The organism is Candidatus Thiodiazotropha sp. AKAK3 (assembly GCF_058244645.1).
On sequence record NZ_JBSYOQ010000057.1, the window covers coordinates 18263 to 36903 of the forward strand.

The 18641-nt window shown below is 47.8% G+C and carries 19 protein-coding genes and 1 tRNA gene; 10 read left to right on the forward strand and 10 right to left on the reverse strand.

Features of this window, described 5'->3' with window-relative positions; genetic code table 11:
* Positions 1–4 precede the first annotated feature (4 nt).
* On the reverse strand, positions 5–1210 hold the full coding sequence (locus AC4IE7_RS14305; RefSeq protein ID WP_490777527.1) for a TsoY family (seleno)protein: 1206 nt from the start codon (positions 1208–1210) through the stop codon (positions 5–7).
* A gap of 123 nt (positions 1211–1333) precedes the next feature.
* Positions 1334–2689, reverse strand: coding sequence for an alanine/glycine:cation symporter family protein (locus AC4IE7_RS14310; protein WP_490777528.1), 1356 nt, complete (start codon positions 2687–2689; stop codon positions 1334–1336).
* Positions 2690–2925: 236 nt separating this feature from the next.
* Between AC4IE7_RS14310 and AC4IE7_RS14315 the strand changes: the two genes are divergently transcribed.
* The 6 genes from AC4IE7_RS14315 (at position 2926) to AC4IE7_RS14340 (ending at position 8054) form a co-directional block, all read left to right on the forward strand.
* The gene (locus AC4IE7_RS14315) at positions 2926–3288 is read left to right on the forward strand and encodes a cell division protein BolA (RefSeq protein ID WP_490777529.1); all 363 of its coding nucleotides are present in this window, start codon (positions 2926–2928) and stop codon (positions 3286–3288) included.
* Between the two features lie 19 nt (positions 3289–3307).
* Positions 3308–4165: a TRAP transporter TatT component family protein gene (locus tag AC4IE7_RS14320; protein ID WP_490777530.1), complete on the forward strand. Its 858-nt coding sequence runs from the start codon at positions 3308–3310 to the stop codon at positions 4163–4165.
* A gap of 306 nt (positions 4166–4471) precedes the next feature.
* Positions 4472–5476 carry a TRAP transporter substrate-binding protein gene (locus AC4IE7_RS14325; protein ID WP_490777531.1) on the forward strand — a complete coding sequence of 335 codons (1005 nt, stop codon included), beginning with the start codon at positions 4472–4474 and terminating at the stop codon, positions 5474–5476.
* 209 nt (positions 5477–5685) lie between these two features.
* Positions 5686–6138, forward strand: coding sequence for a cupin domain-containing protein (locus AC4IE7_RS14330; RefSeq protein ID WP_490777532.1), 453 nt, complete (start codon positions 5686–5688; stop codon positions 6136–6138).
* A 156-nt stretch (positions 6139–6294) separates the two neighbouring features.
* Positions 6295–6783 (forward strand): TRAP transporter small permease, encoded by a 489-nt coding sequence (locus AC4IE7_RS14335; RefSeq protein ID WP_490777533.1) that lies wholly within the window; start codon positions 6295–6297, stop codon positions 6781–6783.
* Positions 6780–8054 carry a TRAP transporter large permease gene (locus AC4IE7_RS14340; protein ID WP_490777534.1) on the forward strand — a complete coding sequence of 425 codons (1275 nt, stop codon included), beginning with the start codon at positions 6780–6782 and terminating at the stop codon, positions 8052–8054. Before AC4IE7_RS14335 ends, AC4IE7_RS14340 begins: the two co-directional genes overlap by 4 nt.
* On the opposite strand, the gene AC4IE7_RS14345 is transcribed toward AC4IE7_RS14340, so the two are convergent.
* Complete coding sequence (locus AC4IE7_RS14345; RefSeq protein ID WP_490777535.1) at positions 8012–8920, reverse strand: DMT family transporter; 909 nt, start codon at positions 8918–8920, stop codon at positions 8012–8014. The two genes, AC4IE7_RS14340 and AC4IE7_RS14345, sit on opposite strands and share 43 nt — an antisense overlap.
* A 350-nt stretch (positions 8921–9270) precedes the next feature.
* Here AC4IE7_RS14345 and AC4IE7_RS14350 point away from each other — a divergent pair, with 350 nt between their 5' ends.
* Positions 9271–9921 carry a 4'-phosphopantetheinyl transferase family protein gene (locus tag AC4IE7_RS14350; protein WP_490777536.1) on the forward strand — a complete coding sequence of 217 codons (651 nt, stop codon included), beginning with the start codon at positions 9271–9273 and terminating at the stop codon, positions 9919–9921.
* Positions 9922–9929: 8 nt separating this feature from the next.
* Here the strand turns inward: AC4IE7_RS14350 and AC4IE7_RS14355 are convergent, their stop codons facing one another.
* Entirely contained in the window at positions 9930–10403 is a 474-nt protein-coding gene (locus tag AC4IE7_RS14355) for a hypothetical protein (RefSeq protein ID WP_490777537.1), read from the reverse strand.
* Positions 10404–10556: 153 nt separating this feature from the next.
* Here AC4IE7_RS14355 and AC4IE7_RS14360 point away from each other — a divergent pair, with 153 nt between their 5' ends.
* Positions 10557–10961, forward strand: coding sequence for a 6-pyruvoyl trahydropterin synthase family protein (locus tag AC4IE7_RS14360; RefSeq protein ID WP_490777538.1), 405 nt, complete (start codon positions 10557–10559; stop codon positions 10959–10961).
* Between the two features lie 108 nt (positions 10962–11069).
* On the opposite strand, the gene AC4IE7_RS14365 is transcribed toward AC4IE7_RS14360, so the two are convergent.
* Positions 11070–12296, reverse strand: coding sequence for an ammonium transporter (locus AC4IE7_RS14365; protein WP_490777539.1), 1227 nt, complete (start codon positions 12294–12296; stop codon positions 11070–11072).
* A gap of 291 nt (positions 12297–12587) precedes the next feature.
* Here AC4IE7_RS14365 and AC4IE7_RS14370 point away from each other — a divergent pair, with 291 nt between their 5' ends.
* Positions 12588–13490 carry a hypothetical protein gene (locus AC4IE7_RS14370; RefSeq protein WP_490777540.1) on the forward strand — a complete coding sequence of 301 codons (903 nt, stop codon included), beginning with the start codon at positions 12588–12590 and terminating at the stop codon, positions 13488–13490.
* Between the two features lie 210 nt (positions 13491–13700).
* Here the strand turns inward: AC4IE7_RS14370 and AC4IE7_RS14375 are convergent, their stop codons facing one another.
* The 5 genes from AC4IE7_RS14375 to AC4IE7_RS14395 form a co-directional block, all read right to left on the reverse strand.
* Positions 13701–14180 (reverse strand): hypothetical protein, encoded by a 480-nt coding sequence (locus tag AC4IE7_RS14375; protein WP_490777541.1) that lies wholly within the window; start codon positions 14178–14180, stop codon positions 13701–13703.
* A 410-nt stretch (positions 14181–14590) separates the two neighbouring features.
* Positions 14591–14667 (reverse strand) — tRNA-Met (locus tag AC4IE7_RS14380).
* 54 nt (positions 14668–14721) lie between these two features.
* Entirely contained in the window at positions 14722–15813 is a 1092-nt protein-coding gene (gene ychF, locus AC4IE7_RS14385; RefSeq protein ID WP_490777542.1) for a redox-regulated ATPase YchF, read from the reverse strand.
* Positions 15814–15915: 102 nt separating this feature from the next.
* Positions 15916–16221 (reverse strand): STAS domain-containing protein, encoded by a 306-nt coding sequence (locus AC4IE7_RS14390; protein ID WP_490777543.1) that lies wholly within the window; start codon positions 16219–16221, stop codon positions 15916–15918.
* Positions 16222–16431: 210 nt separating this feature from the next.
* Positions 16432–17196 carry a ParA family protein gene (locus AC4IE7_RS14395; RefSeq protein WP_490777544.1) on the reverse strand — a complete coding sequence of 255 codons (765 nt, stop codon included), beginning with the start codon at positions 17194–17196 and terminating at the stop codon, positions 16432–16434.
* A gap of 427 nt (positions 17197–17623) precedes the next feature.
* On the opposite strand from AC4IE7_RS14395, the gene AC4IE7_RS14400 reads away from it, so the two are divergent.
* Positions 17624–18499, forward strand: a complete 876-nt coding sequence (locus tag AC4IE7_RS14400) for a L,D-transpeptidase family protein (RefSeq protein ID WP_490777545.1) — start codon at positions 17624–17626, stop codon at positions 18497–18499.
* Positions 18500–18641 lie beyond the last annotated feature (142 nt).

Genomic DNA, 18641 nt, shown 5'->3' on the forward strand with positions numbered 1-18641 from the left:
CAGATCAGGCTTTTACTTGATGCCCAATGCGGCAAAACCCATACCCCATAACCTGACAGTTCAACTTCAGAAAGAGAGTCACTGTCTTGACCTGGATCCAGACAAAAGGTGCCAGTATCAGAAAATAGAGCGGTGACATCGGCGTAACCAGACCATTTTTCACAAGACCGAAGGTAATAAAAAAGAGGCCGAAGACAAAAAATGCCACACCGGGACAAACCAGCGCAAAACTGCTTGCATCCCGCTTATCACCGCGAAGATAGTCGTCAAAATATCCTAACTGTTTCATCACCTTATACCCCAGTAAACCTACCATGATCTCAAGTGACAAAATGACCGAGGTAAAGACGAAAAGAGCAGGGTGAGAAAGAGGCGCATCAAGACCGTGATGCAGCCCCATAATAATTCGGATCGTACTGATACCAATCAGGGTAAGAATCGGCAACAGAATCCAAAGGGTATAACTCGACTTCCTGGCAATGCCATGACGCAGCATCGATTTCGTTCCCAACACCAATTTCACAACTGCCAACAAAATAGACAAAGAGAGAAAAAAGATGGAACCGAAAATACCGATTACATTAATCGCCTGGGTGTGACTCATTGCACCAGGGCCGGCAAGACCGGTTGCAATCATCGCAAAAGCAAAGATCGCCATTAGCTGGCTCAGATTATTGTTGCTGTCAAAATCGAAATCCCCTTTGATCAACAGACGCACAAAATAGCTGCCATAGAGCCGCAGAGCATAGATACCAATAGCGATAAAAGCAGCCAGAGCGAAGGGGAAAATCCACTCAATCACCTGCCATAACCCAGGTATGAAAAGTGAGCCGAGAACAAACACTACATTCATACTCATACTGATAGTCAATGGTATCGCCATCAGCGAAACTTCACTGTTACCTTTGCGTAGCGCTTCATAGGCTGAAGTGCGCCGAAAACGCCTGAATGCAATCAGGCTTTTTGCCAACAGATGAAAATGGGCAAATGCAAATCCGACTACAGCCAGCAGATCCAAGGCCAGCAACAGTGCAGCCAAAGGATTCGCCCCCATCAGCACACCCTGAATAGCATCAAATGCGACCATCGGTGTCTGCGGATGAGGCAGCATGAACATCGGATAGAGAAAAAAGGAGATAGTTAATCCCCCCGCACCAAGTGCGGAGAGAAAATAGTTTGGATTAAAAGAAGACTCGTTACTGCTGAGCATGTGACAACCCCTTTCAGGCTGGTTGATTAAAGGACAGGGGATGCTAGCAAAATTAATATATTAATATATGATAATACTCAATCTCTTCAGATCCAAAGGGGTACTTTTAGAAACAGGGCGAAATCAACCCCCACTTTCAGCAAAGTAGTCCTTGGTCAATTTAAACACCACAGGACTGAGCATCAGCAACGCAACAAGATTTGGAATCGCCATAAGCGCATTCAGTGTATCTGCAATTAGCCAGACAAAGTTGAGTTGATCCTGAGCCATAGCGCCGACTGGAATCATGATGATCCAAAGCACACGAAACGGGGTAATGGCTTTGATACCAAACAGGTACTCAACACAACGTTCGCTGTAGACACTCCAACCCAAAATTGTGGTGAAGGCAAAAACAGCCAATCCGATACTGACGATCATGCCACCATAGCCGGGTAGTGCCATTTCAAAGGCACTGGAAGAGAGCGCTGCACCGGTTTCACCACTCGTCCAGACCCCAGTGACCACTATCGCCAGGCCGGTAACGGAACATACGATCAAGGTATCGATAAAGGTTCCCAACATGGCGACGGTACCCTGACGTACTGGATTGTCAGTTGCTGCAGCGGCGTGGGCAATAGGCGCACTGCCAAGACCCGCCTCATTGGAAAAGACCCCCCGGGCCACACCAAATCGAATCGCCGCCCATACTGCCGCACCGGCAAATCCACCTGTTGCCGCTGTCGGTGTAAAAGCATACTTCACTATCTCCGCTATCGCTGCAGGGATCTCTGTGATGTTGAGAAGCAGAATCACGCCACCGCCCAACAAATAGGCAATTGCCATAATTGGAACCAGCTTACCGGCAACTTCAGCAATCCGCCGGATACCCCCGATCAACACAAGCGCAGCCAAAACAGCCATCACAACACCGGTAACAACTGGCGCAATAAGAAGATCCTCATTTTTCAATAGTGCCTGGGCTACCGAATTGGCCTGCACTGTATTACCGATTCCAAAACCGGCCAGTGCACCAAATATGGCAAACAGGGTACCCAACCATGTCCACTTGCTGCCAAGACCGTTCTTGATGTAGTACATCGGGCCACCCACGTGGTTACCATTTTCATCCACTTCCCGATAACGCACAGCCAGCACAGCCTCTGCATATTTTGTCGCCATACCGACCAACGCGGTACACCACATCCAGAACAGGGCCCCGGGACCACCCAGAGCAATGGCGGTTGCCACACCCGCAATATTGCCGGTTCCGATCGTCGCAGAAAGGGATGTCATAAGGGCGTTAAAAGGGCTGATTTCACCAGCACCCTGCTGCTTTCGTCCGGCCCAGAGCATTTTAAATCCATACTTGAGACGAGCCAGAGGCATCAGCTTCAAACCGAGCATCAGGAACAGGCCTGTACCGAGGATCAGGACCAGCATCACCGGCCCCCAGACAATGCCGTTCAGACCTTCGATCAGATTTTGTATTGAATCCACCCCATACCCCCTTATGTATTTTTTGTTGCATGGCAAACACTTACAGTAATTCCAAACGGAATTACCAAGCATATCGCGGGACTTTAAGCAGTACTTCTGATTCGTACTAACCAGAAGTACTATACACACTCCAAGATGACGGTAAAAACCGATCAGAGAGGATTATTTCTTGAGATTATCTGAGTTGAATACTAGTCTCATACTGATAACTACTACAAATAGCGGGGGATTAACCCATGTCTTTCTGTAAAAGCCTGAAAGGGTACTCCCGAAAAAATGAGTATTTTGCTGATTTTTTTTCCCTGCTGGCGGTAGCACTTCTGTTCGGCACCCTCTATCTGGTGATCAGTAACTATGCAGACCTCATCAGCTGGATGAAAACCGATGCGGTTATCCATGTGCCAATCGTAGTTGCGCTGCTGATACTCGACCTGTTTGTTATCTATCTCTGTCTCAACATCGGAGCTGCCCGCTTAGATGATGAGGATGAAGGCTGTTTCCATACATTCAAAGGCCGCCGATCGGGTAGTGGTTCTGTTGGCAACCTGTTCTCCAGCTGGCTACATCATATGGAACAAGTCGGCAGAAAACATCGCTGAAACCTGTCACAATTGGCGGATGAATAACAACTATCATCGCCTTTTTATCATCTCACTGTTTTGTGGCGCAGCACTCCTATTTGATAGTGGTTGCTCTTCACTCTCAACCAGCAGACTGGCTGCCAACCTGTCCAACGCCATGCTTAACCAGACGGACCCGGAAATCGTCCGCTATGGCGCTCCTGCCTATCTCTTATTAATCGATTCATTTATTGCTGAGAGTCCCGATGACCGTGATCTACTCTATGCCGGAGCTAAACTGTATGGGGCCTATGCGGGGGGGCTGGTCAGCGACCCGGAGCGCCGCAAAAATCTCACCCAAAAAGCCATGGACTATGCAACCCAGGCCTACTGCCAGGAGCAGCAAGCCATTTGTGAAAAAGCAGACCAGCCTTTTGAACAGTTTTCCGCAGCTCTGGAACAGGCAAAAGATCAGGAACTCAGCGGTCTCTACATCTATGGTTCCAGCTGGGCAGGATGGATTCAGGCTCACAGTGACGATTGGAATGCAGTTGCAGACCTGGCTAAAGCTGAAGCACTGCTGCTCCAGGTAGTCAACCAGGATCCTGGCTATGAGAAAGGCCGTGCACAGCTCTACTTAGCTGTGATTCGCAGCCAGATACCCCCAGCACTGGGTGGCAAACCTGAACTCGGAAAACAACATTTTGAGTCTGCCATCAACTATTCAGATAACCGGGATCTGATGGCCAAACTGGAATACGCTCGACACTATGCACGCCTGGTTTTTGATAAAACACTACACGATAGGCTACTGAATGAAGTGTTGCAGGCCGATCCAGTAACTGAGGGCTTTACCCTCAGCAACATCATTGCCCAACAGCAAGCTAAATTATTGATACAGGATGACTATTTTTAATATTAACCAAACCGCAACCACTTGTAACAACTGAGTTTTTATAATAGGTTAGCGGGAACTAACCGACTTCTACCGGAAAACTGCCATTACCCCCCAAAATCGTATCAACCACCCGATTTGCTATCCGAGGGATAAATTGCTGGGTACTGAGCCCCGCCCATGTAATTTCCGTAGATATGCAATTATTGCGTCCGATTGATTCAATCAAACGTATTAACTCTAGAGTAATTTGGATCACCTGGTGTGGTGCAACGTTCAGATGGCACACCACACAGGTCTACATACCACCATCGAGGATTAGATAACATGTTCCGTTTGTTGGCTGTTTTAGTCATGACACTTCTGCTTACGCCCGTGGGTTATGCGAAAACCACCTTGAAAATTGCCACTCTGGCACCAGACGGTACCAGTTGGATGAAGCAGATGCGCTCGGCTGCCAAGCAGATTCATGAAAAGACAGAAGGTCGGGTGAAGATCCGCTTCTACCCAGGTGGCGTCATGGGCAATGACAACAGCGTGTTACGAAAAATACGCGTCGGACAGTTGCAAGGTGGCGCAATAACTGGTGGTGGATTGAGCACAATTTACCCTGATGCCCAGATCTATACACTCCCCTTTCAATTTCGAAACCTGGAAGAAGTGGATGCCGTTCGCCAGGTCATGGACAAGCAGATTATTGATGGATTGAAAAAAGAGGGCTTCATAAGTTTCGGTCTCAGCGAGGGAGGCTTTGCATACTTACTTTCAAACTCTCCAGTCAAGACCACAGACAATATGAAGGGTTTGAAAATCTGGATCCCGGAAGGAGACCAGGTCAATGCAAAAATCTTTGGTCAACTGGGCATATCCCCCATTCCTCTGCCCCTGACAGATGTCCTCACCGGATTACAGACTGGGTTGATAGACACCATTGCCAGCGCACCAATAGGCGCCATCGCCTTACAATGGCACACCAGGGTGAATTACCTGACTCAGGTGCCTCTTGCCTATCTATATGCCACTCTTGTCATCAAAGAGAAGGCTTTCAGTAAACTCAGCGCTGCTGACCAGGAGTTGGTCAAACAGACTTTGAGTTCAACCTTTGTCAATCTGAACAGACAAAACCGTGCCGATAATATTGCCGCATTATCCGCACTCAAAAAGCAGGGGATAGAGTTCGTAAGCCCCTCTACACAACAGCAAGAGGCTTGGGAAATACATGCAAACTCAACCCTGAAGACGATGCAAAAAGATGGTATTGTCACCACCGAGCTGCTTGATGAGATGCAGAATCTGATCAATCTGCAACGGACTTCAAATAGTGTTCACTAGTGTACCTCGTCAGGGAGGGGCCATTCCCTGCGAGGCATGCCTTTTGGCTAACCCCTTCCAGACTCGCTGAATGGTACAGAATCTATGACGAGGTACACTAGGGATTATTTCTAACCATCTACAATTGAACACCAATTCGTGCGATAGTGGAGGCCTGTCCGGCAATCTATGTTCAAACAATCAGGTTAAGGAACATTGAAGATGCCCCTATGCTTACTAACCAGGCCATAGATATTAATACACTCAGGGCTACAAGCGTGGCTCAGATCAAGGCGCGGCTCGCCGACAATGGCCAGGTTAGTAAAATACATTCCCCAAGCGATCAACACACAACACAGGTAAAGCAAGCCATGTCAGATAAGAATCTGTTTAAACCAGATATAGCTGATGGAGAAAACGAAACGCTGGAAACCTTGTTGCAACAGAAGAATATCACTATTGAACGCATCTTAAGCCCGCCCGACACCATCACCGAAATCACCCAACAGTCTCATGATGAATGGATAACCATCCTCCAGGGCAGTGCAAAACTCGAGATGAACGGCGCGCTCCTCAACCTGCATCGTGGTGATTGCGAACTGATTCCAGCCAATACCCCGCATCGTGTTTTAACCACCAGTCACCAACCCCATTGCATATGGCTTACAGTACATATCCGTTGAATCCATTCAGTGCCATAGGTAACTCTTAACAACTCATGGGCGATCATCTGCAGCAAAGTAATCCGTTTTTTAGATTACTATTCACCCATCGAGTATAAACAAGAGATCGAACCCATATATATATACTGTAATGATATACGGTTATAATTGATCCTCATGGCCATCACACTGCAATCCATTCGACGTAATATTCTCCTGTTCGAAGAACTGCTCACAGCACTCTTGCTGGGCGGCATGATTCTGTTGGCAGGTAGCCAGATTTTTTTACGAAACCTGTTTGATTCCGGACTGATCTGGGCAGACCCCAGCTTACGTATCATGGTACTTTGGGTCGCATTATTAGGGGCTATCGCTGCTACCCGTGAAAACAGGCACATTCGTATTGATCTACTCTCTAACTATCTTTCAAATCGCAACAAGGCGCGGCTTTCAGTCATACATAATCTCTTCAGCGCCTTAATCTGCGGAGTCATCGCCTGGCACTCTACACGTTTTGTCTACATAGAATGGCAGGATGGGGCGAAACTATTTTCTAGTCTACCCGCCTGGGTGGGTGAAATAATCATACCTATCGGCTTCAGCACCATGTGTTTGCGATTCGCCATCAACATCCCGCTTCAGTTCATGGACAAGAAACCGGCATGATTGTCACAATTGGACTGATACTACTGGCATTAAGCGGTGCGCCACTGTTTGCAGTAATTGGTGCAGGAGCGCTCTGGGGCTTCTACCAATCCGAGATTGATCTCTCTGTAGTGGCAATCGAATTTTTCAGATTGGCCGAAACCCCGGTATTACTTGCGATCCCTCTTTTTACCTTTTCAGGATATCTCCTGAGTGAAGGCAATGCACCTCGTCGCCTGGTAAGGTTGACCCAGGCCCTGCTCGGTTGGATGCCAGGTGGCATGGCCTTTGTTGCACTTATTGCATGCGCACTGTTTACTGCATTTACCGGAGCCTCCGGGGTAACAATCGTAGCGCTTGGCGCCTTACTCTACCCCGCACTAAAAGAAGCTGGCTATCGAAAAAACTTCAGTCTTGGATTAGTAACAACTTCAGGCAGTCTGGGTCTTCTGTTCGCACCGGCACTACCCTTGATACTTTATGCGGTAGTTGCACAACAGCTGGGTATTGGCGGCTCTATTACAGTTGATGATATGTTTTTAGCAGGCATTCTTCCTGGTCTGTTGATGTTGTTCATACTGATGGCCTGGGGACTCTTTTCCGGCCGTCATTTACAACTCATCCCTTTCTCTTACAGCGAAGCGAAATCTGCTTTAAGGGATGCTATTTGGGAACTGCCGCTTCCGGTCATACTACTGGGTGGCATCTACAGTGGATACTTTGCCATCTCAGAAGCCGCTGCAGTCACTGCGGTCTATGTATTGTTCGTGGAACTCTTCATACATAGAGAAATACCTTTTAAACAGCTCCCCCGTATCATGCATGAAGCTATGCTATTGGTCGGAGGCATACTGGTCATCCTCGGTCTCTCTCTGGCCTCCACCAACTACATGATCGATAGTGATGTACCGGGAATGTTATTCAGCTGGTTGCACGAGCGTGTAGATGACCCACTCACCTTCCTTATATTGCTGAATATCTTTCTCTTGATACTCGGCACCATGCTGGATATCTTCTCTGCATTGGTGCTGATGGTGCCACTGCTGCTGCCAGTTGCTATAGAGTATGGTATTGACCCAGTACATTTGGGCATTATTTTTCTGGCCAATATGCAGATTGGCTATTTCACACCACCAGTGGGAATGAACCTGTTCATCGCCAGCTACCGCTTTGGTAAGCCGATCACTGAAATATACCGCGCCACCCTTCCCTGGTTTCTACTCCTGTTTGGCGCGGTATTGATCATCACCTACTGGCCTTCACTCTCTCTTGCCCTGTTGAACCGAAACTGAGCAGAGAGTTTTCCACCCAGTTCAAACAGCAACAACCCCAACAGAATCATTCCGGTTCCAAACCAGACACGTTCATCGATATGTTCTGAATTAAGCCAGTGGCCAGCCAACAGCGCCATTACCGGAGTCACCAGTGTAATTAAGGCCACTTTGGTGGTCTCTACATATCGCAGGATATAAAAATAGAGTGCAAACCCAAGCACAGAACCGATAACCCCAAGATAGATAATCGATAACAAGGTTCTGTCGCTGATCTCCTGAGGCCAGCTCTCCCCCTGCAGGAACCAGCTCAGAAGAAATAGTGGTACCGCCACCAGCAAACCACCCGTGGTTACCACCAAGCCATGCAACTGAGCATCTATCCGTTTCACCCAAACTGCACTTGCAGAGTGGGTTGTGACTGATATCAACATACCAGCCAGACCAAACACAAAATCAACACCAGCTTCCATACCGACAGTGAAAATTGTCACTAAGCCAACCAGAGAGACCAACACTGCAATCAGTCTTGACGAGTTCAAACCTTGTTCCTTCAACCATATACGGGCCATCAATCCTGTAAAGATCGGCGATAAACCAAATATCACAGAGATCCATCCGGAAGGTATAAACTGAGCAGACCAATAGACAGAAGTCATCGCCACAAATATACCCAAACCAGCTGCCAGATAGGTGCGTCGAGCCTGTTTATGCCAAACCAGACTCAGTCCAAACAGACGCAAAACCAACAACGCCACAGTCACACCGATTAACATACGCCCAGTGACGCCAAACAGATATCCCACATCTTGACCACTCCATTGAATGGCCAAAGGTGTAGTTCCCCAGATCAGCAACACCCCAACATAGGCGGCTGGTACAGACATGATATTTCCCTCCATAACGAAAAAGGCCGCAGATGTTTCCATCTGCGGCCTTTTAAAAAATCCTGGTATAAAAACTGTCGTTTAACCTGATCTTCGAACCACAGATGGTACGCCTGCTGCCCAGAGGAACAGTCGGCGCATGGTCACCATCTTGTTGGTCGGTTTGATCTGAATCATGAACTCAGCATTGCATGGATAGAAGCTTCAGGTCAAGGGGAGTTATAAATTCTCTGTAAATGGTCTGTGCTAGTGTGGTGCGTCATACTAATTGACGATTCTGAAAAGGGTATATGGAAAATAGTGATGACTGCTACAATCCACCACTCTGACAGGTTAGACCGGATATTCTCATGACCGATGATCTTGCACAGCTGTTCCCACCCAATGCCATTATCGTCAAGGCTGAAGCGTCGATGTGGAACACCCCTTTGTGCAAAGAAGAGGAGGCCTTAATCGAAGGCGCGGTTGAGAAACGGCAAAAGGAGTTTCGTGCCGGACGTCATTCAGCTCATCAGGCGCTGGAGCAATTGAATGCGCCATGGCTTCCACTACTTCGGGAGAAGAGCCGACAACCGATATGGCCTCCAGGTTACCTGGGTAGTATCAGCCACTGTCGTGATGCCTGTGTAGCTGTTTGTGCAAAATCAGAGGATATGTTTGGCCTCGGAGTCGACGTAGAACCTTTAGAGCCACTACCAAAAGGGGTCGATCAGTATATTCATACCGCAGAAGATAGCCTAACCATGAAATCTGTCGAGATACTGCCGGAGAGGCTGATTTTCAGCGCCAAGGAGAGTATCTACAAATGTTACCACCCGATGCTTGGCCAGCACTTGGGATTTCAGTCAGTCTCTCTTGAAATCGACACCGAGAATAAGCGCTTTAAATTTATACCCACGAAATCGTGTGCTATCCCGTTCCCCAGAGAATTTGAATTCCATGGCCGCTATCTGGTTGACTCAAGCCACCTCTACACTGGATGCTTTTTATCAGCTGTGTAACCCTCAATCTACCCGACCAGCACCGACACAGCAGTTGCATTCCAGCGATCACCGCCAAGTGTAGGCCTTCCACTGCCATTCCAAAGATCTGCAGTCTGTTCTGGTGAGATGGCGTTGATTTTCAATTCGGCGGCTTCCCGGGTTAGCGCATCGACATAGCGATCCCTACCTGCAATATCGATAAGATCGTAGTAGCTGAAATCCTTACCGAATTCACTGGTAATAATATCAATCGTATCGTCAAGAAGATGTGTTTCAATCAGCTCTAAGACGCGCATCTCCACGGCACTCTTCTCTGCCATGACACGCTGATACTCTTCCCAGATGAGCTCTCCTCGACGAAAAAGATCCTCATTCCAGTTTTCAATAGCGTGTCGAACCGGTTGTGTTGCCAGGTGAGGGAAATCACGAGACAACTTCTTCAGTTGTGCCACAGCGTCCCTAGCAGCATCTAAAAACTCAAAATTTTCTGAATCACTCATATCAACCCGACATATAACTGCTTTTTTAAATTAACGGCACAGCAGTTAAATCCTTTATTCCTCCTATTTAGCCGCTCGAACAATCCCTCTACTGGCGAACCCAATCACCACCCCGTATACTTGCCGATCGATCAAATCTATGACACCCAGACAATGTATACGGTTACCAAAGAGATCCATTTTTGCTACGGCCATAGGCTATTGAATCACAAGGGAAAATGCCGTCATCTACATGGCCATAATGCCACTGCAGTGATTCACCTGGAATCGAAACAGCTCGATGAGCTTGGGATGGTCTGTGATTTTTCGGAGATTGGTGACTACGTCAAGCGGTGGATCAATCAACATCTGGATCACAACATGTTGTTGCACTCTGAGGATCCGGTATTACCTCTGTTACAGGAAGCGGGTGAACCAGTCTATGTCATGCCGGTAAACCCGACTGCGGAAAATATCGCACGTTTGATCTTTGACTATGTTGAAGCCGGCGGCTTTCCCGTAGTTGAAGTCTCTCTCCATGAAACAGACAGCGCCTTAGCGAGCTACCGAAAAGCCTAAGCAACACCTCAGCATCTGTTGCGAGCCGATCTCCTCCTCACACAACCTGTGCGGGGGATATCCGCTCCGCCTGATTGGCGAAGCGGGTTAGAGTCCCCTTATCTAAAGTCAGTTGAGTTCGTTGTAACCACGCTCGTCATGCAGAACAATATCGAGTCCCTCGATCTCCTCTTCCTTGTTGACTCTCAGGCCAACCAGCATATCTACCAGCTTGAGGATGCCGAAGGTTACCACCGCAGTAAATACAATCGTCGCCAACACACCGACTAATTGAACCCAGAGCTGAGCGCCCATGGACTCTATGCCATCTGCAAAGCCATAACCTGAAAAAACACCCAAGGAGGTTGAACAGAAAACCCCGGCAAGCAGAGTTCCCAAAATGCCGCCGACACCATGAACCGGAAAAACATCGAGAGAGTCGTCGATTTTCAAGATCTGTTTAAGATAATTGGTTGCGGAAAAACAGATGATGCCCGCCAAAAGACCGATCACCAGCGCACCGGCAGGACCAACAAAACCCGAAGCAGGGGTAATGGTACCTAAGCCTGCAACCATGCCGGTTACTGCACCAAGAGCACTGGGTTTTCCAAATTTGATCCATTCACGAACCAGCCAGGTCATCGCCCCGGTAGCAGCAGAAATATGGGTCACCAGCATAGCCATGGATGCGCTCCCATCGGCAGCGAGTGCACTACCGCCGTTGAAGCCAAACCAACCAACCCACAACATCCCTGCACCGGTGATTGTCATGGTCATGTTGTGGGGCATCATAGATGCGGTGCCAAATCCCCTTCTGGGGCCCATGACCAAAGCCGCTACCAATGCTGCGACACCTGCAGTGATATGAACTACAGTCCCGCCGGCAAAGTCATACAACCCCATACTACCCAACCAGCCACCGCCCCATACCCAATGGGTTATCGGCACGTAGACTAAAAACAACCAGATCGCACTGAACAGCAGCATCGCGGAAAACTTCATACGCTCGGCAAATCCACCAACGATCAGCGCCGGGGTGATGATCGCAAATGTCATCTGAAACAGCATAAACAGTGATTCAGGGATATCCCCTGACAAGGTATCCTTGCCAACACCTGACATCAGCACCCGGCTCAGGTCCCCTATCCAGGCATTTCCCTCACCAAAAGCAAGACTGTAACCAGCGATAAGCCATAAAATTGATACCATGCCGGCAATGGCAAAACATTGCATCAACACGGAAAGAACGTTCTTTGTCCTTACCAGACCGCCATAAAACATGGCCAATCCTGGTAGGGTCATAAATAAAACCAAAGCCGTGGATGTCATAATCCAAGCTGTATTCGCACTATTCATAGTTACCCCTTTGAGTCATTATTCCCCCTCAGAATTACCGAAAACCACAAATTTTATGATTTATTACAAAAAAACGCTTTAATCTAATGTTATCATTAGGTTAGGCTCACAAACAGTCGAATTCCGGCTAAAGTATATGGGTCGATAGCCGCTAAACCCACTGAGTGCTGGCGAATGAACAATATCATACCCTATATGGTCAAAAACACTTGACCATATAAGTAAATATTAATATAGTGTCTCGTGTAGTGAAGTTTTTTTGCTAATCTCGGCTCGCAAACGGACAATTGGATGAAAAACCAGACATCAACACAACCTACCACTGATCGGGTCATCCCTTTCAGGATCGGTAATGTTGAGCAGCTACCCATCCTAGCGCAGGATGAATCCTGCAAAATTATCAAACAGTACTTTGACTATCTTGAGGAAACTCTTACTCAAGAGGATGGTGTGGTTGATATCGAGCAGTTGCGTGAAATGCTCAACGAGGTCTCAGGATTTATCCGCTCCAACAAAAGCCAGATCAGAGCAGATGGTTATGGCCGCATGCTCAAGCGCCTGAATAAGATCTATTCTCACGGCTTACGCCTTGAGGACAACAAAGCCTTCACCAGTACTGCGGTCAACTTCGCCGATATTCTTAATTCCGTCAGTCAGAACTTTACCAGCTACGACTACAGTGAATCTGTCGGCCTGCTTCTCCACTACATGCATAAGATGTTCAACTATCGTGAAGAGGGCTGGCTGGAGGTTTTCGAACACCTGCTCTCAATGCCCGACAATATCCAGATTATGCAGTTGCTTAAAACCCAGCATCTCCAGGAGATTCAAAACTGGGTCGAAGAGGGGGTGGATAACCTGTTTGCTTTGCTGGATGAGCAATTGGAAGTCATCGACAACATCGACGCCGAGATACTTCAATTGGATCAGGAGTTATTGCAACGACGTAAATCGCTTACAGTCAGAACTACAGATCCAACCACGAATGTGGTAATTCCACTTTCGAGAATTCGTGAAAAGCATCTGATTCAAGAGCTGTTTGATAAGAGAAATCAGTTGATGATTGAACGTGTTGCAAAATTGGAGCTGACGGAACTACTTGATGAAAACATTCAGGAGTTCACTGACCGCCTCACTGAGATCAGGCGCAGTGCCTTGATCCACCTTGCGTGGGATAACCCCGCCAAACAGTAAAACAGAAACTGAGCTTTATATACAAAAGGCCTGACTAGTTCAGGCCTTTTGTTTTTTGAGGAAAGAGAAAAAACCCAGCCCTACTACTCAGCCTCTCCACCAAGGCATATTTCAATCCCTTTTCTCTGACACTATTAACCCTAACATTCTGATATTAAAAGGACAGGCCAACCGTACCATATATACCGGCAACTCCAGTGGTAGAAACGTCTACTGGCGAGGCAGGTTTAACACAGGGCTGGCAGCCGTTGCTGGTTCCAGTGGTAGTGAGATAAAGGCGTGGTCGTTCTTGCCATGGCAGGTCATACAAGCCTGATTAAGCTTTGTGAATGATTGCTTGAAGCTATCCCAGTTTTTTGATGCCACCCCTTCCGCAATGGCCGGCAATCCAGTCTGTAAAAACTCCTCAGCCGTCTCTGCACGCTTCGGTCTGGCAAGCTGCACAACTTTGATCAACTTTTCAATCTCCTCAACCTGGTACTGGGCGAACTCCCATTTAGCCTGTTTTGCAGCCCAGTAGAGGTTCTTGTAGCGCTCACCGATTTCAAACATCCAGTGGGATGTCCCTGGCACTAATCTGAGCAGATTCTCAAGCTGCTCTTCAGGGCTGCTGTCATTTCGCCAGTCATCAGCTTTAACAGGTGATGCAAGAAGAAAAGTGGAAAATACTGCAATTCTTAACGCACTCATTGATTTTTTCCAATTGGGTGTGAATAGAGTGAATATCCGACAAATGAGGGGATAAGTTATTAAACAACAACATATTTCTCACTTTTCGCATATGCTGCCAAGCTGCTTCCACTCGTTCAGTAAGAGGAACGAGATAGAGTCAACATGGACCATGCTATGCATGCCTATTCTGCATTCGGTGGATTAATTGAATATTGATAAATAGTGGGGGGAGTCTAGCTTTCAAGCTTGCACAAAAAAACATGCTAAAAACGGGTTTAATATACCTCAAGCAGCCGAGTTCTATCGTCAATTCGGCTTTACTGATCAGACCATAAGTATTACGACACTCAGCCGTCGTGTGCTGGCTCACGGCAAGGCAGTTATTGAAACGAAAAAAAAGGCCTGACGAATGTCAGGCCTTTTTGATTTGGTAGCAAGGGGCAGATTCGAACTGCCGACCCCAGCATTATGAGTGCTGTGCTCTAACCAACTGAGCTACCTTGCCAGAAGCTATGTTGAAGGGCGAGGAATATACTGATGCCTTACCCAAGTGTCAATATCAGACGTTAAATCGGAAATGGATAACATCCCCATCCTTGACCACATACTCCTTGCCCTCAGAGCGCAATTTGCCTGCTTCCCGAGCACCCTGCTCGCCATTACAGGCGACAAAATCCTCATAGGCAATGACCTCTGCACGGATAAATCCCCGCTCAAAATCGGTATGTATGACCCCCGCAGCCTGGGGTGCTGTGGCTTCAGCAGGAATTGTCCAGGCCCGAACCTCTTTCTCCCCTGCGGTAAAATAGGTCTCCAGACCTAATAACTGATAGCCGGCACGAACAACCCGATTCAGGCCAGGTTCTTCCAGACCCATGTCTGCCAGGAACTCACCCCGCTCTTCCTCGTCCAACTCAACGATTTCGGCTTCGATGGCAGCACAGACCGGTACAACCTCGGCTCCCTCATCTGTCGCCAGCGCCACCAGCGTATCGAGATGGGGGTTATTTTCAAATCCACCCTCATCCACATTAGCAACATAGAGCACAGGCTTAATGGTCAATAGAAACAGATCCCGTAACTCAATGACCTGCTCCTCGCTGAGATCCATACTGCGAACCGGTTTACCACTATTCAAATGGTCCCGCACAGATTCCAGCAATGCTTTACGCACAAGTATCTTCTTATCACCGGTTTTGGCTTGACGGGCAGTTTTGTCCAGCCCCTTCTCCACCGATTCCAGATCGGCCAGCGCCAACTCGGTGTTGATCACATCCACATCACCAGCAGGATCTACCCGACCGGAGACATGCACAACATCATCATTTTCGAAGCAGCGCACTACCTGAGCAATGGCGTCGGTTTCGCGAATATTGGCCAGGAACTTATTACCCAGCCCTTCGCCTTTGGAGGCCCCGGCCACCAGACCGGCAATATCCACAAACTGCATACTGGTCGGGATGATCGATTGGGGTTTTACGATCCCAGCGATCACATCCTGTCGGGGATCAGGCAGGGGAACCACACCGACATTAGGGTCGATAGTGCAAAAGGGATAGTTTTCCGCTGCAATCGTCGCCTTGGTCAAGGCGTTAAAAAGTGTCGACTTGCCAACATTCGGCAAACCCACGATACCGCATTTAAAACCCATGAATGCTACCCCTGGAAAAAAAAGGTGCCAGCATACCGGAAAGTACCGATAATTTGCACCATTACCAGGTATCAGGCCTGAAGATTAACTCAGATTGAGCGCTTACTGAATGGTAAAGAGCTTTCCGAAATTGGCGATCTGCAGGATCTCCCGCACCGCTTCATTACCGTTTATCAGCACGACATTATTCTCTTCTGCAGCACTGTGCTCACGCAATTGCAACAACATACCCATTGCTGAACTATCAAGATAATCAGTCTGAGCCAGATCCACTATGAATAACTTTTCACGTTTTGGATAGCTTTTGTAGGCCTGCATGAAATCTTGATGTGTGGAAAAATCAAATCGACCGGCAATTTTCAGAGTTACTGTTTTTTCATCGTCAGAGAGTTCGCTGATTATGGACATGGGTGCTCCTGATCAAGGCTTATATATTCTCAACACTAGTGAGGTGCTTCATACTAGCTAATATCGACACAGAACACGTTTGCTGAAGCCCTCTCCCCCCGATTGATGGGGATCAACCACACAAATAAAGGGTACTCTGCCGGTGCATATGAATTTCAATTCAGCTTGGGAAACCTGGTAGGCCTGGGGCAAATTTGCTAACTCTCAGAGCTACTGTTGCAGGTGGTCAACCCGATTCAATAGCTCATCCGCCAAAGCCTTGAACTCTTTCGCCGATTGACTCGAGGGCTTGTACTCAAAAATGGTGCGCCCAACCCCTGGACATTCAGCAATCGCCGCCGCTTCACGTATAGGTGTTGTCAGTAACTGATCAGCAAAGTGGTTTTGTAATTTTTCTGCGATCTCTTTACAGAGTTTTCTGCGTGGAAAAAACCGATTCAAGGCAATCCATTGAGTGAGTGGCTTTTTCAGATAGGGCTCGAATTTTTTCAGTGTTTTCAGCATCATCACCAGGCCATTCAGTGACATATGATCAGCACTGACTGGAATCAACGCCTCATCAGCGGCAAAAATCGCATTTGCCACAAGCAAACCTGAAGAGGGGGGACAGTCAAACAGGATAAAATCCTGATCCTCAGTCACATCCTCAAGTCCCTCTCGCAGTAATCGCGCCCGAGTTGCCCCACCATCCTGCAGATATTCTATCTCCTGGAGTTTTTCCCCTGCTGGAATCAGGGTTAGAAAATCCCGGATTCCCTGCCTGACAGCAGAGAGATCAAGTTCATTCATCAACACCCGGTCAATCCCTTTGGTCGGCGCACGAAACAGACCATAGCTCGATGCCAGTTGACCTTGAGGATCGAGATCAATCACCATGACCCTATGTCCGGCAAGCGCCAAGGCATGACCCAGGTTGGTGGTTATGGTGGTTTTGCCCACCCCACCTTTTTGGTTAATAAGCGCTATTCGCCTCATGCCTTGTCCTGTTCTTCATCGTATCCGGAATATCTCATGGTTGAATATTGCGCCTACCAATAACTTTGCCGGAATAGTCTATGCACAGCCGAGGGCTCTGGTAATAGCATCTGTAAGTTATTTGCTTGGTTGGCGGGTCATTTCCAGCATATGACCTTCAGCAATTTATAGTTGAGCCAAAAAAAATCAAACAGTACAAGGCCCTACATTTGCTATCGACCCTGACACCTGATTCTTTAAAAGGACCATGACAGTAAATTTATTGTCTAATAATTAAACAATTGTTGAAGTGCCCAACATTTCTCAGCCATGGTGCCGACATCTGAGGTAAACTCATCTATATTAGGTTTGTTTTGTCTATATGATTGTTATGCATTTTAAGCTCCCTCTACTGTTATTTTTTTTGACCTCTTTCGCCAGTCCCTTAATGGCGGTCACTTTTGACCTGCCTGCTGAGGGAGACGATATTGTGGGTCGGCACTTCAGACTGACCACACACTATGAAGACACCTTCTCAGATATCGCCCGAGTCTATGATATAGGCTATCGCCAAATGGTTGCAGCCAACCCAGAGGTCGATGCCTGGTTGCCTGGTGAGGGCAGTGAGATAGTCGTACCTCAGCAATATATACTCCCTCCTGGCCCACGCGAGGGTATTGTTATCAATCTGGCCGAGTTACGCCTCTACTACTACCCCAAAGAGAGACCAGTGGTAATCACCTACCCAATCGGCATCGGTCGAGAGGGTTGGAGCACACCCACTGGAGTGACGAAGGTGATCGGCAAGAAGGAGGGCCCCAGCTGGACGGTTCCTGAGTCGATTCTCAAAGAACATGAAGCGGATGGTAACCCATTGCCGGAAGTGGTCCCTCCGGGCCCTGACAACCCTCTGGGCACTCATGCTGTCTATTTAGGCATGAGTGGATATCTACTGCATGGTACGAATAAGCCTTTTGGGGTCGGGATGCGGGTCAGCCACGGCTGTATTCGCCTCTATCCGGAAAATATCAAACAATTCTTCGATGAAGTTGAAACCGGTATTCCGGTGCGAATCATTGACAAGCCCTATAAGGCAGGCTGGTTGAAGGGTGAGCTCTATGTACAGGTACACCCTCCCCTGGTTGAATATGTGGCGGAAAACGGCCACAACCAAACTGAACTGATCGATGCTGTAATCAGTAAGCTGACTGAAGATAACCGTCGCCCAGACTGGAGACAGCTGCAAACCTATGCAGATCAGCAGACAGGTCTACCTATGCCGCTCTACCTTTTGCAAGGGAACGAGGTGGCGGATAGCCATTGAAAATCGTTGCCATCAGAAAAACTATTTCTCTAATGGCCTGATTCTCAATTGATTCCAATAAAAAACCCCCGCGGAAACATTTTCCAACGGGGGTTTCTATAGCCAATGCGTTACAAAAAAGAAACGCCCGACTTAACGATAT

What these genes read in the sequence shown, in the direction of transcription:
- AC4IE7_RS14400 (WP_490777545.1), top strand. Translation starts at nt 17,624, where the DNA reads ATGGCGGTCACTTTTGACCTGCCTGCTGAGGGAGACGATATTGTGGGT.
- AC4IE7_RS14320 (WP_490777530.1), top strand. Translation starts at nt 3,308, where the DNA reads ATGAATAACAACTATCATCGCCTTTTTATCATCTCACTGTTTTGTGGC.
- AC4IE7_RS14315 (WP_490777529.1), top strand. Translation starts at nt 2,926, where the DNA reads ATGTCTTTCTGTAAAAGCCTGAAAGGGTACTCCCGAAAAAATGAGTAT.
- AC4IE7_RS14340 (WP_490777534.1), top strand. Translation starts at nt 6,780, where the DNA reads ATGATTGTCACAATTGGACTGATACTACTGGCATTAAGCGGTGCGCCA.
- AC4IE7_RS14395 (WP_490777544.1), bottom strand. Translation starts at nt 17,196, where the DNA reads ATGAGGCGAATAGCGCTTATTAACCAAAAAGGTGGGGTGGGCAAAACC.
- AC4IE7_RS14375 (WP_490777541.1), bottom strand. Translation starts at nt 14,180, where the DNA reads ATGAGTGCGTTAAGAATTGCAGTATTTTCCACTTTTCTTCTTGCATCA.
- ychF (WP_490777542.1), bottom strand. Translation starts at nt 15,813, where the DNA reads ATGGGTTTTAAATGCGGTATCGTGGGTTTGCCGAATGTTGGCAAGTCG.
- AC4IE7_RS14335 (WP_490777533.1), top strand. Translation starts at nt 6,295, where the DNA reads ATGGCCATCACACTGCAATCCATTCGACGTAATATTCTCCTGTTCGAA.
- AC4IE7_RS14330 (WP_490777532.1), top strand. Translation starts at nt 5,686, where the DNA reads ATGCTTACTAACCAGGCCATAGATATTAATACACTCAGGGCTACAAGC.
- AC4IE7_RS14305 (WP_490777527.1), bottom strand. Translation starts at nt 1,210, where the DNA reads ATGCTCAGCAGTAACGAGTCTTCTTTTAATCCAAACTATTTTCTCTCC.
- AC4IE7_RS14355 (WP_490777537.1), bottom strand. Translation starts at nt 10,403, where the DNA reads ATGAGTGATTCAGAAAATTTTGAGTTTTTAGATGCTGCTAGGGACGCT.
- AC4IE7_RS14370 (WP_490777540.1), top strand. Translation starts at nt 12,588, where the DNA reads ATGAAAAACCAGACATCAACACAACCTACCACTGATCGGGTCATCCCT.
- AC4IE7_RS14350 (WP_490777536.1), top strand. Translation starts at nt 9,271, where the DNA reads ATGACCGATGATCTTGCACAGCTGTTCCCACCCAATGCCATTATCGTC.
- AC4IE7_RS14345 (WP_490777535.1), bottom strand. Translation starts at nt 8,920, where the DNA reads ATGTCTGTACCAGCCGCCTATGTTGGGGTGTTGCTGATCTGGGGAACT.
- AC4IE7_RS14390 (WP_490777543.1), bottom strand. Translation starts at nt 16,221, where the DNA reads ATGTCCATAATCAGCGAACTCTCTGACGATGAAAAAACAGTAACTCTG.
- AC4IE7_RS14365 (WP_490777539.1), bottom strand. Translation starts at nt 12,296, where the DNA reads ATGAATAGTGCGAATACAGCTTGGATTATGACATCCACGGCTTTGGTT.
- AC4IE7_RS14325 (WP_490777531.1), top strand. Translation starts at nt 4,472, where the DNA reads ATGTTCCGTTTGTTGGCTGTTTTAGTCATGACACTTCTGCTTACGCCC.
- AC4IE7_RS14360 (WP_490777538.1), top strand. Translation starts at nt 10,557, where the DNA reads ATGTATACGGTTACCAAAGAGATCCATTTTTGCTACGGCCATAGGCTA.